Here is a 13,231-nt window from a genome sequence, read left to right on the forward strand (position 1 = left end):
TCATGAGGTGCGCAGGATCAACCGCGGTGGTGCGCTCCGTGATGCCCGCCATGCCCCCTGGTGTGGCGGGGCTGCATGAAGGCCTCGAGGGCGGCCATCTGCTCCTCGGTCAGCACCTCGCCGAGGGCCTCCCGATGCTCGTCGCGCAGCGACTGCCACGCCTCGCGGCGCTCCTCGCGGGAGTCGAACTGCTGCCCGCGCAGGGCCTGCATGTCGGCATACAGGGATTCGCGCAGCTCGGTCAGGCGCTCGCGCTCCTCGTCGGAGAGCTCCCAGCTGTCGACCAGGGTGGTCAGACGCTCCTGCATGTCCTGATGACGCACACCGTGCATTTCCTGGCGCATCTCGCGCTTGGCCTCGAGCAGGGCTTCGCGCTGCTCCTCGTCGAGGATCTCGTCCATGCGCTCGCGGTGCTGTTCGTGTAGTTCGCGCAGGGCCTGGTGATGCTCGTCGTGGGCCTCTTCCAAGGCGTTGCGGGTCTCCTCGTCGAGGCCGGCGCGCTCGAACATGGCCTGGCGGCGCTCTTCGAAGCGCTCATGGCGCTGCTCGTGCCAGCCGCCATCGCTCTTGGTCGGGGCGGCGACGGCCGCCAGCGACATGGGTGCGATGGCCACGGCGAGCAGGGCGGGAATCAGCAGGTTGCGGTTGAGGTTTAAATTCATGGGGGCACTCCTTGGCGTTGGGTTGATGCTTGCAGTGTCGTACCCCCCTGTGCAACCAACTTGCAGCAATCGTGAAAGAAGCGAGGTCACTCTTCGGGTTGGTACTTGTACCCCACCCCATAGACAGAACGGATGATCTCGCGTTCGGGCCAGACGTCGGCGATCTTGCGTCTGAGTTTCTTGACGTGGCTATCGACGGTGCGCTCGGAGACGATGCGGTGGTCGCGATACATGCGATCCATCAACTGGTCGCGGGTAAAGATGCGACCGGGAGCCTGCATCATCACCTTGAGCAACTGGTATTCCACCGCGGTGAGGCCGAGGTCCTGCCCGTCGGCCAGCGCCCGCCAGCCCTCGTCGTCGAGAGCGAGCTGGCTGCCATTGACCGAGGCGGGGTCGCGTAGCGCCTGGCTGCGCCGCAGCACCGCCTTGACCCGGGCCACCACCTCGCGTGGGCTGAACGGTTTACAGATGTAGTCGTCGGCGCCGAGTTCGAGACCCAGCAGGCGGTCCACTTCCTCGACCCGTGCGGTGAGCATGATGATCGCCACGCCCGGCCAGCGCTGGCGAATCTCCCGGCACAGGGTGAGCCCGTCGATGCCGGGCAACATCAGGTCGAGCAGCACCAGCGACGGTAGTTGCTCGTCGACGTGCTGCTTCTGCAGCCAGGGCAGTACCTGATCGCCGTGGTCGATATGCTGGGTGGCGAAGCCGCTGCCCTCGAGGTAGTCGGCGACAAGGCGCGCGATCTTGGGTTCGTCCTCGACGATCAGCAGGGTGTCGCGTGGGGCTTCGGAATCTTGCATGGGCGCCTTTCCTCATGGGGTCCGTTCTTCGGCATCCAGGGCCGGAAACTCGAGGGTCCAGCATAACCCACCCAGGGGGGAGTGGGAGGCCTGCATGGTGCCGCCGTGACTCTTGACCAGGGCACTCGCGATGGAGAGACCCAGACCGCTGCCGCCGCTGGCGCGACTGCGCGAGCCCTCGACCCGGTAGAGCCGTTCGGTGAGCCGGCCAAGCGCGGCTTCGGGCACACCCGGCGGGCTGTCCTGCCAGATCACACGTACCCGGTTCGATTCCTGGACCAGGCGGACCTCGAGCAGCCCCGGCGAGGCGGTGTAGGCGCAGCTGTTGTCGAGCAGGTTGGTCCATAGCTGGCGCAGGCGCCTGGCATCGCCGCGGATCCAGGCCGGCCCCGGTATCGAGGTGGAAAGGGCCATGCCGCAGTCATCGAGCCAGCCGACGGCTTCCTCGAGGCGTGAGGTGAGGCTCGCTGCCAGGTCGAGCGGCGCAAGCTGTACCTCGAGCGCTCCGGCATCGCTCTGGGAGAGCAGGCGCAGGTCGGCCACCAGGCGCTCGAGCTGACCCACCTCCTGCGAGAGAGAGTGCAGATTATCCTGGTTGAGCGGACGAATGCCGTCCTGCATGGCCTCGATCTCGCCGCGCAGCACCGCCAGCGGCGTGCGCAGCTCATGGGCGATGTCGGAAACCCAACGATTGCGGGCCTCGCGGCTGGCCTCCAGGGTGGCGGCCAGCATGTTGAAGTCGCGCGCCAGGCGCGAGAGCTCGTCGCGGCCGCGCTCCGACAGCCTGGCACTGTAGTCGCCTTCGATCAGGCTGCGAGTGGCGAGTGCCATGCTTCGCGTGCGCCGCCCCAGCCACCAGGCCAGGCCCCCGGCCAGCAGCAGCGAGGCCAGGCCCAGGGCGGCGACGATGATGCCCAGGTTGCGCTGCTGGCGGGACAGGAAAATGCGGTCCATGCGAGCCATCAGCTGCTGCGGTGGGCGGTAGCCGAGGGTGCCGACGCGCTGGCCCTGATACTCGATGGGTAGCCAGTGCAGCTCGGCGGCCATTTCACGGTCGTCCGGGGGCAGGCCGATCACCGGCAGGCCATCGGCATCGTGCAGCACGAAGTCGCGGGCGTCGCCCAGACGGCGCTCGATGCCGTGGGGCGGCCGTTCGCCGGGCCACAGCTGCTGGCGGACCAGCCGCTCCCAGGCCGGTGGCGAATTGCGCAGCCACTGCCAGCCGTCGCGGCGCGCCCACTCCTGACCCAGCCCTTCGGCCAGCGTCTCGGCGCGGTTGGCCTGGGTGGTCTCGAGGTACTCGAGGAAACCGCGATCGAGGCTGCGCGAGACCGACAGGAACACCAGTCCGGCGATCACCACGTTGACCGACAGGATGATGGCAAACAGCTTGACGCCCAGGTGCGAGAAGGGCGGGCGGGGGAAGCGTGACCTCATCGAGTCGGCTCCTGGGTAGAGTGGGCGTTGGTCAGGTGTCCCCATCGTTCGCGCAGGCCTTCCAGCATCAGATACAGGCAGGGTACCAGTACCAGCAGGATCAGGGTGGCGAACAGCATGCCGAAGCCCAGCGAGATGGCCATGGGGATGATGAAGCGGGCCTGGCGCGAGGTCTCGAAGATCATCGGCGCGAGCCCCAGGAAAGTGGTCAGGGTGGTCATCAGGATCGGCCGCAGACGGCGGGTCGCCGCGGCGACGATCGCCTCGCGGGCACCGAACCCTTCGCGCCGCCGCCGGTTGGCATAGTCGATCAGCACCAGGGCGTCGTTGATCACCACGCCGGAGAGCGCCAGCATGCCCATCAGGCTGATGACCGAGAGGCCGAAGCCCATGATCGCATGGCCGGCCATGGCGCCGATGATGCCGAAAGGTATCGCAGCCAGTACCAGCAGCGGTTGCAGATAGCTGCGAAACGGAATCGCCAGGAGGGCATATAGCGCGATCAGTGTCAGCCAGGTGGCCTGGCTCAGTGCCGAGACGTTATCGGCGGTCTCCTGCTGACGGCCACCCAAGGTCAGCTCGAGGCCCGGCCAGGCGGCTCGCAGGGCGGGCAAGACCTCCGCCTGAAGGGTAGCCAGCACCTGGTTGATGCGGGCGTCGCTGTCGGTGTCGGCGGTGACGCTGATCTGGCGCCGGCCATCGAGCCGCTCCAGGGTGGTGGCGGCGCGGCCGAGGTGAATCTCGGCGATCCGCGCGAGTGGTATCTCCAGGCCCTCCGGCGTGCGGATCGGCAACTGGTAGAGATGCTTCAGGCTGTCGCGCTCTTCGCTCGGCAGGCGAACCGCGATACTGATCTCATGGCGGCCGACGAATTGCTCGATGGCCGTGACGCCCTGCAGCGGGCCGCGCAGTTGGGCGGCGAGGTCGGCGCCGGAGAGTCCCAGCGCGCGCCCCTCCGGCGACAGCCGCAGTTCGAGCTGCGGCTTGCCGTCGGCCAGGCCGCTGTCGATATCGGTCAGACCGTCGAATTCGGCCAGCTCGTCGGCGAGCCGGATGGCGGCAGCCTCCAGCGCGCGGCTGTCGGGGTGCGACAGGCGCAGGGTGAGCCCGGCGCCGGCGCCCGGCCCGCCGAAGTCCGACTCGAAACGCACCGCCTGGGCACCCAGGATGTCGCCGGCTTCCTCGCGCCAGGCCCGTGCCACTCGCGAAGGGGGCCAGGCGTCGAGGCTTTCGCGCGCGAGGGTCAGGCGCACGGTCAGGCGGTCGCCGTCCAACTGGGCGCGGGTGTCGGCGAGGCGCGGGCCGTCGTCGCGCTCTTCGAGCGCCATGGCAGCGTCGAGCAGCCGGTCGCGAATGCGCCGATCTTCGGCAATCGGGCTGCCCACCGGCAGGGTCACGGAGGCCTGGACTCGATCCGACTCCACCCGCGGCATCAGCGAGAAACCCATGCGACCGCTCATGCTCCAGGCAATGGCCAGGGCGAGCACGGCAATGGCCAGGCTCACCGTGAGCAGGCGCAGGTCGAGGGCGCGCTGCAGGAAGGGCTCGAAACGCCGCTGGGTAACGTGGGCAAGGCCGCCCTGCAGGGCACGGCGCAGGCGGTCCAGCGGCCTGAACCAGGGGCTCGGCTCGCGACCGCCGGCGCGGTGGGCCAGGTGTCCGGGCAGGATCAACAGTGCCTCCAGCCACGACACCAGGAACACCGTGACCACCACCAGCGGGACGACGGCGAAGATCATGCCGAGGAAGCCCGGCAGGAACAGCAGCGGTAGAAAGGCGACGATATTTGAAAGAATGGCGAAGCTGATCGGTACCGCCATTTCGCGGGCCCCACGCACCGCGGCTTCGCGCAGCGAATGGCCCTGCTCGCGGTAGCTGTGGATGTTCTCGCCGACCATGATGGCATCGTCGACCACGATGCCCAGCGCAATGATGAAGGCGAACATCGACATCATGTTGATCGACACGCCGAGCCACGGCAGGAACAGCATGGCGCCGAGGAAGGCGGTGGGAATGCCCAGGGTGACCCAGAACGCCAGGCGCGCCTCGAGGAACAGCGCCATCAGCACCAGTACCAGTGCCAGGCCCAGCCAGGCGTTCTTGAGCAGCAGGTCGAGACGGTCGCGGTAGATCTCGGAGCTGTCCTGGGACACGCTCAGGCTGACCCCCTCGGGCAGGCCGGCACGCAACCGCTCGAGCTGGGCGTGCACCGCATCGGAAATGCCGATCGGCGTCTGGTTGCCGACCTGGTAGACCTCCAGGCTCAACGCCGGGGCGCCGTTGAACAGCACTTCGTTATCGCTTTCGGCGAAGCCGTCGACGACCTGGGCGATGTCGCCCAGGCGCAGTTGGCCCCCGTCGGCAGTTCCGACCAATGGCAGCTCGGCGAATTCGCGGGCCTCGTCGCGCCGCCCCTGGTAGCGCACCAGCCACTCGCCTTCTGCTGTTGCCAGCCGGCCACTGGCGAGATCCAGCGCCTCGTCGGCGATTCGCGCGGCCAGGCCGCGGTGATCGAGGCCATGGCGATGCATCGCCTGCGCGTCGAGCAGCACCTGGATCTCACGCTCGCGATTGCCGGAAAGCTCGACTCGCGAGATGCCGGGGGAGGCTTGCAGATCGGCGCGCAGCTCCTCGGCGAGGTCGTGCAGCAGCCGCTCGTCGACCCAGCCGTGCAGCTGCAGGCTCATGACGCTGCGCGAGCGCCCGGCGAGGCTGAAGCGCGGCGGATCGGCGGCGGCGGGCAGGTTGGTGATGGCATTGATCGCCTGCTGGATCTCCTGGTAAGCGCGCATCACGTCGACGCCGTCGATCAGGCTCAGGGAGACACGTCCGGCGCCCTCGTTGGCGGTGGCGGTCATCTCGTCGATGCCGTCGACGTTGGCCAGGGCCGCCTCCATGGGCAGCAACAGGCTGCGCTCGACCTCCTCGGGCGTGGCGCCGGGGTAGCCGACCGCCACGTGAACGATCTCCAGTTCGAACTCGGGGAAGACCTCCTTCTTGATCGCCAGCGACGCCAGCAGGCCCCCGGCGATCAGCAGCACCATCAGCAAATTGGGGGCGACGCCGTGGTGAACCATCCAGGCAATGGGGCCGCGGCGCATCATGAGCGGCTCTCCTCGCGCTCACCGGCCGGTCGCTCGCGGTCGGCGATGCGCGAGCGCAGGCGCATGCCCTCGCGCGGCTGACCGAGCTGGGAAATCACCACCCGCTCGCCATCCTCGATACCGGCGCCGACCAGCACGCGCGTATCGCCGCGGTGTACCACCTCCACCGTGCGCCGGCGCAGGCGGTCGTCGTCGTCGAGCACCCAGAGCATGTCTCCGGGGCGCAGGGCGGTAGCGGGCAGGAGGAACACTCCTTCGCGGGAGCGAGTATCGAAATCCAGGCGTACTACGTCGCCCAGGCGCAGGGCCGGCGCACCGTTCCCCAGTCCCAGCGGGTCGTCGACCGCAACCAGCAGCTGGGCCTGGAGGCCCTGCTCTTCCAACGCCGGTAGCATGGCGATCACTTCGCCGTGTCGCGCTTCTCCGCCGGGCCAGGTGCGTGTCGACAGGCTCACCGCACTGCCGGGACCTTCGTCGTCGGCGACCTTGAGCCAATCCAGCGCTTCGCCGGGCAGAGAGACGCGCACCCAGAAGCGCGCAACGTCGACCAGATGGAGGATCTCGGTGCCGTTGGCCACCATGCTGCCCGCGCCCAGCAGCCTCGCCTGCACCATGCCGCGCCAGGGTGCCGTGATCGTGGCGCGCTCCAGCTCCAGCCGGGCCCGGTCTCGGGCGGCGCGGGCCCGCTCCACTTCCGCCTCGGCCTGGCGCAGCTGCGGCTCGCGCAATACCAAGGCACGGCGCTCGGCGGTCAGCTCGCGGCCGAAGCTGCGGTACTCGGTCTCGGCGCGCTGCTGCTCGCCGCGCTCCATGGCCAGTGCCGCCTCGGCCTGTGCCAGCGTGGCCTCGGCATCGCGCAGGCCGAGGCGCAGGTCGGCATCGTCGAGCCGCGCCAGGGGGGCGCCGGCTTCCACCACCCTGCCGGGCAGGGCCATTGGAGTGAACTCGATCAGTTCGCCGGCCACGCGGCTGGCGAGGCGCGCCTCGCGCTCGGCGACGACCCGGCCGAAGCCGTACAGCTCCGGGGCGGCGGCCTGACGCTGCGCCTGCACCGTGTCGACCAGCGCTGCCGGCGTCTCCACCGGCGTACGACGCTCGACGCGCGGCGGCTGCGAGAGCAACCACCAGGCGCCGGCCGCCGCTGCGGCCAGGATCAGTGTGGCGAGCAGGGCAGCGACAGTGAAGCGGCCGCGCTGGCGGGAGCAGGCGCCGAGGAGAGTGGGCGTGGAGAAACGAGAGGAGGCAGGCATCGAGGGCTCGTGACGGACTGTGGGCCCAGGCAGCATCGCGCAAGGCGATGCAGCCAATGGTCACGAAGCGTGCAAGCAGTGTGCAAGCGAAGCCGTAAGGTGGATCAGGAGCAGGTTTCGCCCAGGATCAGCTCGGTTCCCAGCAGGCGCGAATGGCCCGGCTCCAGGCCCAGGATCATGCGTGCCGCCAGGCGCCCCTTCTCGCCGCTCTCCTGGCGCACCGTGGTCAGGCGTGGGGCGCGGTACTGGCCCTCGGCGATGCCGTCGAAGCCGATCAGGCAGATATCCTCGGGAATGCGCAGGCCGCGGCTTTCGGCCAGGGTCAGCGCCGTCAGGGCGATGCGGTCGGACATGCACAGCAGCAGATCGGGGCGTTCGTCATCGGGCAGGTCGAGGATCTCCTCGATCACCGGGCCGCAGACCTCGAAGGTGTTCTCCTCCACGTTCCACATCGGCACCCGCTCGGCGGCGAAACCATGCTGGGCCAAGGCGCGATGGAAACCGGACAGGCGCGAGCGGGTAATGGTGAGTTCTGCCGGCAGCAGGGTGTACTCGGGGTCGATGCGGCCGTTGCAAGGTTCGCGCGTGAGGCGCAGGTTGACGATGGCCGGGCGCTGGCGAGGCATGACCGTCAAGGCGTGGTCGGCGATCTCGAAACAGGCCGGTTCGTTGTCGACGTGTACCGAAGGGTGGCCCGACACGTTGAAGTCGACCGCCACCAGCGAAGCGTTGAGCGGCAGTGAGTCGAACAGCTCGTCGGAGGGCATCAGGCCGTAGACGATGAAGCCGTCGGCCATGCTCGCCGAGTCGACCAGTTGACACTTGGTCTGGCGTGCGGAGAGCAGCAGCAGGGTATGGCCCTGGGTGTCGAGCACCTCGGTAACGCCCGAGAGGAACTCGCTGGAGACGGCATCGTTGAGGCTATAGGTGAGGCTTTCGGCCAGGATCACCGCGATGATACGCGAGCGCCCGGTGCGCAGGCTGCGGGCCTTGGCGTCGGGACCGCGATAGCCCAATCGCTTGGCCTCGGCAAGGATGCGTTCTCGCAGCTTGGGCGAGAGCTGGTCCGGCCGGTTGAAGGCATTGGAGACGGTGGCGGTGGAGACGCCGAGCTCACGGGCCAGGTCCTTGAGGGTGATGCGGCGGGCCGGTGGCGACACGTTTTATTTTCCTGCTAATGAGTACGCTTCCAAGGATACCGCCCCGGCCGTGGCCGGGACAGCCCTGCCACCATTTTAACCATGTTGCCGCTGCGTCAGGCGACGGCGCGTGCCGCCTTGACCGGTAGCGCCCGGTCGTCGGCGTCGAACAGGTGGACGTGCTCGGGGTCGGGGGCCAGCACCACGCGCTGGCCGATCGACCACTGGGTAGGAGCCTCGCCGCGCTGGATCAGCAGGGTGTCGCCCTGCTTGGGTTCGAGATAGACGTAGACCTCATTGCCCAAATACTCCACGTTGACGATCTCGAATCCCTCGTTGCCTTCGGCCGGGGTCAGGCGCAGGTGCTCGGGGCGGATGCCCAGCGTCAGGCCGTCCCCCTGGGCATGGCCCGAAGCGTCCTGGGGCAGTGCCAGCTCGGCCAGCCCGGCGGCGTCGACCCGGCAACCGGTGGCATCGGCGCCGAGCAGTCGTGCGGGCAGGAAATTCATCGTCGGCGAGCCGATGAAGCCGGCAACGAACTTGGTCGCCGGGCGCTGATAGAGCTCCTGGGGGCTGCCCACCTGCTCCACGCGACCGCCGTTGAGCACCACGATCTTGTCGGCCAGGGTCATGGCCTCGACCTGGTCATGGGTGACGTAGACCATGGTCGAGCCGAGCCGCTTGTGCAGGCGGGCGATCTCGTTGCGCATCTGCACCCTCAGCGAGGCGTCGAGGTTGGAGAGCGGCTCGTCGAACAGCAGGATGCTCGGCTCGCGTGCCATGGCGCGGCCCATGGCGACACGCTGACGCTGGCCGCCGGAGAGCGCCTTGGGCTTGCGCTCGAGCAGCTCCTCGAGCTGAAGGATGCGAGCCGTCGACATGACACGCTCGTGCACGGTCTCCTTGGCGGTCTTGGCCAGCTTGAGACCGAAAGCCATGTTCTCGTAGACCGTCATGTGCGGGTAGAGGGCATAGGACTGGAACACCATGCCCACGCCGCGCTCCCGCGGTGGCAGCTCATTGACCACCTTGTCGCCGATGGAGAGCTCGCCGTCGCTGATCGACTCGAGCCCCGCAATCAGGCGCAGCAGGGTGGACTTGCCACAGCCCGAGGGGCCGACGAAGACCACGAACTCGCCTGCGCCGATCGCCAGGTCCACGTCCTTGATGATGTGGGTGCTACCGAAGACCTTGTTGATTCTGTCGAGGGTGACGCTTGCCATTTGACCCATCCTCGGCCGTTCGCGGCCGGTCGTTGTTGTGCAGAGTTCTCGAAACGAAGTCTAGAGGCGGAAGTAGGCCGCCTGGTAGGGCGGAAGATGCAGCGTGCCGCCGCTGACCTCGTACTGGAAGCCGTGTTGCTGCAACGCCTCACGTACCTCGGGCAGCCTGGCGGTCTGGGGTTGGCCGGTGAGGTTGAAGACGCACAGCAGCTTGTCGCTGCCCCGTTGGCGGGTAAACGCAACCAGCGCTTCGCCCAGCTCGACCAGGGTCATGTCACCGTCGAACAGCGCCGGATGCTGGTTGCGGAAGCGCAGCAGGCGGCGGGTGGCATTGAGCATCGACTCGGGGTCGTCCTGCTGGCGTGCCACCGACAAAGGCAGATGCGGCTCGGCCACCGGCAACCAGGGCTCGATGGGCGAGAAGCCGGCCAGCGGCGTATCGTCCCAGGGCATCGGCGTGCGACAGCCATCGCGACCCTTGAAGTCGGGCCACAGCGGCAGGCCGTAAGGGTCCTGAATGCGCTCGAAGGGAACGTCTGCTTCGGGCAGGCCGAGCTCCTCGCCCTGATAGAGGCACACGCTGCCGCGCAGCGAGAACAGCAGGGCCAGCGCCACCCGGGGGTAAGCGAAGGCGCACTCCTCGCTGCCCCAGCGCGTGGCACTGCGCACCACGTCGTGATTGGACAGCGCCCAGCACGGCCAGGCATCGCCGGCGAACTGCTGGAAACTCTGCAGCACGCCACGAATGTACGCCGGCGAGCGCGGCGAGTTGAGCAGGTCGAAGGTATAGGCCATGTGCAGCTTGTCGCCGCCGGAGGTGTACTCGGCCATGCGCTCGAGAGGAGTGTCGTCGCCGATCTCGCCCACCGTGGTTGTGCCGGGGTACTCATCCATCAGGGCGCGCAGCTCGCGCAGAAACTCGACGTTCTCGGGTCGGCTGATGTCGTACACATGGCGCTGCCAGGTGTAGGGATTCTCCTTGGGCGCGCCCAGGGTGCGAGTGGCGTCGATGGTCAGTGCCGGATTGCTGCGCAGGTGCTGGTCATGAAAATAGAAGTTGACCGTGTCGAGGCGGAAGCCGTCGACGCCCATCTCAAGCCAGAAGCGCATGTTGTCGAGCTGGGCAGTGCGCACTTCGGGATTATGGAAGTTGAGGTCCGGCTGGCTCGACAGGAAGTTGTGCAGGTAGTACTGCTGGCGCCGGCTGTCGAAAGTCCATGCCGGTCCGCCGAAGATCGACAGCCAGTTGTTGGGCGGCGTGCCGTCCGGGTTAGGGTCGGCCCATACGTACCAGTCGGCCCGTGGATTGCTGCGGTTCATGCGGCTCTCCTGGAACCAGGGATGCTGGTCCGAGGTATGGCTGATCACCTGGTCGATGATCACCTTGAGGCCGAGCGCATGGGCCCGCTCCAGCAGTGTCTTGAAGTCGCCGAGGGTGCCGAACAGCGGGTCGACGTCGCGGTAGTCGCTGATGTCATAGCCGAAGTCACGCATCGGCGAGGTGAAGAAGGGCGATAGCCAGATACCGTCCACGCCCAGCGAGGCGACATAGTCGAGCCGTTCGGTGACGCCCGGCAGGTCACCGACGCCGTCGCCGCTGCTGTCCATGAAGCTGCGCGGATAGATCTGGTAGATGACGCCGCCGCGCCACCAGAAAGTGTTGTCTTGCATGAGTTTCCCTTGGTCAAGCCTCGATGGGTGCATGGTTCGTCAGGTGCGTGGTCGTCAGGTGCGAGCCGTCGTGGACAGTGCTGCTCGCACCGGGTTCAACCTGCCAGGTTCATCCCTTCACCGCGCCGGCCGTCAGTCCCGAGACGATGCGTCGCTGGAAGATGATCACCAGCACCACCAGCGGCACCGTGACCACCACCGAGGCGGCCATGATCGGCCCCCAGGGCAGCTCGTAAGCGCTGCCCCCGGAGAGCAGGGCGATGGCCACTGGCACCGTGCGCTGGCTGTCGGTCAGGGTGAAGGTAAGAGCGAAGAGGAATTCGTTCCAGGCGGCGATGAAGGCGAGCAGTCCGGTGGTGGCCATGGCGGGCCACATCAGCGGCAGGAACACCTTGGTGATGGTGACCCAGGGCGTGGCGCCATCCATGATGGCGGCCTCTTCGAGCTCCATGGGCAACTGACGCATGAAGGTGGTCAGCACCCATACGGTGAAGGGCAGGGTGAAGATGGTATAGCTCAGGATCAGCCCGCCCGGGTTGTTGTAGAGGTTGAGCGCCCGGATCACCTCGAACAGCCCCGACAGGACCGCCACCTGCGGGAACATGGAGACGCCGAGGATCACCAGCAGCACCGTGGCGCGACCGCGGAAACGTACCCGGCCCAGAGCGTATGACGCGGTGATGCCGAGCAGCAGGGCGATGAACACCACGCTGGTGGCGACTACCACCGAATTGAAGATCGCCTGCAGGAAGCTGCGCTGGGAGAAGATCTGCAGATAGTTGGCGAGCGTCGCCTGCGTTGGCCAAAGCTCGACCCGGAACAGCTCGCTCGACGGGGTGAATGAGGTCTTGATGGCGTAATAGAACGGGAATACCGCCACTACCACTACGAAGGCCACCAGTAGCCAGAAGCCGAGGCGCGCGGTGAGCTTGGAGAGTTGGCGCGAGGTCATCACTCACCTCCCAGTTGCAGTTGTTTGCGGCCGAGGTAGAGGTAGGCGATGGTGGCCAGGGCAATGACGAGGAACAGCAGGGTCGAGGCGGCGCTGCCGTAGCCTACGTCCTGAAACTCCACCAGCTGCTGACGCGCATAGATCGACATCGACATGGTGCTGGTCGAGTTGGAGGTCAACACGTAGATGACGTCGAACACGCGCAGGGCATCGAGCAGGCGGAAGATCACCGCCACCATCAGCGCAGGGGTGATCAGCGGCAGGGTGACGCGGAAGAACACCTTGAGTGGATGGATGCCATCTACCTCGGCGGCTTCATAGCAGTCCTTGGGGAGCATCTGCAGTGCGGCCAGCACCAGCAAGGCGACGAACGGCGTGGTCTTCCACACGTCGACCATGATCACCGCCCACATCGAGTAGCTGGCGTCGGCGGTCCAGGCAATGGGGCTGTCGATGAGGCCGATCCCCATCAGCAGGTGATTGATGATGCCGAACTGGTCGTTGAGCATCCATGCCCACATCTGTGCCGAGACGATGGTGGGAATCGCCCAGGGAATCAGCATGGCGGCGCGCACCAGGGTGCGGCCCTTGAACTCGGCGTTGAGGATCAGCGCCACGATGACGCCGAACACCACTTCAAGCGATACCGAGACCACCGAGAAGTAGACGGTGTTCCATACCGCCCGCCACCAGATGGGGTCGGCCAGCACGCCGAACCAGCGCCCGTCGTCGTAGACCAGGTAGTTCTCCAGCCCGATGAACAGGGTATTGCCCATGTCCGACAGCGAGGCGTCGGTGAAGCTGAAGTAGAAGGTGCGCAGCAGCGGCCAACCGGCCACCATGGCCAGGGTCACCAGCATCGGCGCCAGGAAGGTCCAGGCGGCGCGCACCCGCTGTCGACGCACCTTGGTGCTGCGATAGGTCGGCGGCAGGGGGCGCGCCGGGATCGGCGCGCTTTCGGTCACGGGAGTCGACATCTCGGGCTCC

Annotated in this window: 10 protein-coding genes; all 10 read right to left on the bottom strand. The window is 67.2% G+C overall.

Annotated elements, in window-relative coordinates; all coding sequences use genetic code 11:
- Positions 1–17: 17 nt before the first annotated feature.
- The 10 genes from ACRWQA_RS04915 to ACRWQA_RS04960 all read right to left on the bottom strand — a co-directional run bounded on the left by ACRWQA_RS04915 (position 18) and on the right by ACRWQA_RS04960 (position 13,221).
- Positions 18–662: a hypothetical protein gene (locus ACRWQA_RS04915; RefSeq protein ID WP_263580903.1), complete on the bottom strand. Its 645-nt coding sequence runs from the start codon at positions 660–662 to the stop codon at positions 18–20.
- An 86-nt stretch (positions 663–748) separates the two neighbouring features.
- Entirely contained in the window at positions 749–1,468 is a 720-nt protein-coding gene (locus ACRWQA_RS04920) for a response regulator (RefSeq protein ID WP_434229800.1), read from the bottom strand.
- Between the two features lie 12 nt (positions 1,469–1,480).
- Positions 1,481–2,905, bottom strand: coding sequence for an ATP-binding protein (locus ACRWQA_RS04925; protein WP_434229798.1), 1,425 nt, complete (start codon positions 2,903–2,905; stop codon positions 1,481–1,483).
- Entirely contained in the window at positions 2,902–6,009 is a 3,108-nt protein-coding gene (locus ACRWQA_RS04930) for an efflux RND transporter permease subunit (RefSeq protein WP_434229796.1), read from the bottom strand. Before ACRWQA_RS04930 ends, ACRWQA_RS04925 begins: the two co-directional genes overlap by 4 nt.
- Positions 6,006–7,259 (bottom strand): efflux RND transporter periplasmic adaptor subunit, encoded by a 1,254-nt coding sequence (locus ACRWQA_RS04935; RefSeq protein ID WP_434229793.1) that lies wholly within the window; start codon positions 7,257–7,259, stop codon positions 6,006–6,008. The genes ACRWQA_RS04930 and ACRWQA_RS04935 overlap by 4 nt, the downstream gene beginning before the upstream one ends.
- A gap of 104 nt (positions 7,260–7,363) precedes the next feature.
- Positions 7,364–8,419 (bottom strand): LacI family DNA-binding transcriptional regulator, encoded by a 1,056-nt coding sequence (locus ACRWQA_RS04940; RefSeq protein WP_263580898.1) that lies wholly within the window; start codon positions 8,417–8,419, stop codon positions 7,364–7,366.
- A 95-nt stretch (positions 8,420–8,514) separates the two neighbouring features.
- On the bottom strand, positions 8,515–9,621 hold the full coding sequence (locus ACRWQA_RS04945) for an ABC transporter ATP-binding protein (RefSeq protein ID WP_434229791.1): 1,107 nt from the start codon (positions 9,619–9,621) through the stop codon (positions 8,515–8,517).
- A gap of 60 nt (positions 9,622–9,681) precedes the next feature.
- Entirely contained in the window at positions 9,682–11,292 is a 1,611-nt protein-coding gene (locus ACRWQA_RS04950; RefSeq protein WP_263580896.1) for an alpha-glucosidase family protein, read from the bottom strand.
- A 109-nt stretch (positions 11,293–11,401) separates the two neighbouring features.
- Positions 11,402–12,244 carry a carbohydrate ABC transporter permease gene (locus ACRWQA_RS04955; protein WP_263580895.1) on the bottom strand — a complete coding sequence of 281 codons (843 nt, stop codon included), beginning with the start codon at positions 12,242–12,244 and terminating at the stop codon, positions 11,402–11,404.
- The gene (locus ACRWQA_RS04960) at positions 12,244–13,221 is read right to left on the bottom strand and encodes a carbohydrate ABC transporter permease (RefSeq protein ID WP_263580894.1); all 978 of its coding nucleotides are present in this window, start codon (positions 13,219–13,221) and stop codon (positions 12,244–12,246) included. Before ACRWQA_RS04960 ends, ACRWQA_RS04955 begins: the two co-directional genes overlap by 1 nt.
- Positions 13,222–13,231: the final 10 nt, after the last annotated feature.

The sequence above is a fragment of the Billgrantia sp. C5P2 genome, assembly GCF_051062895.2.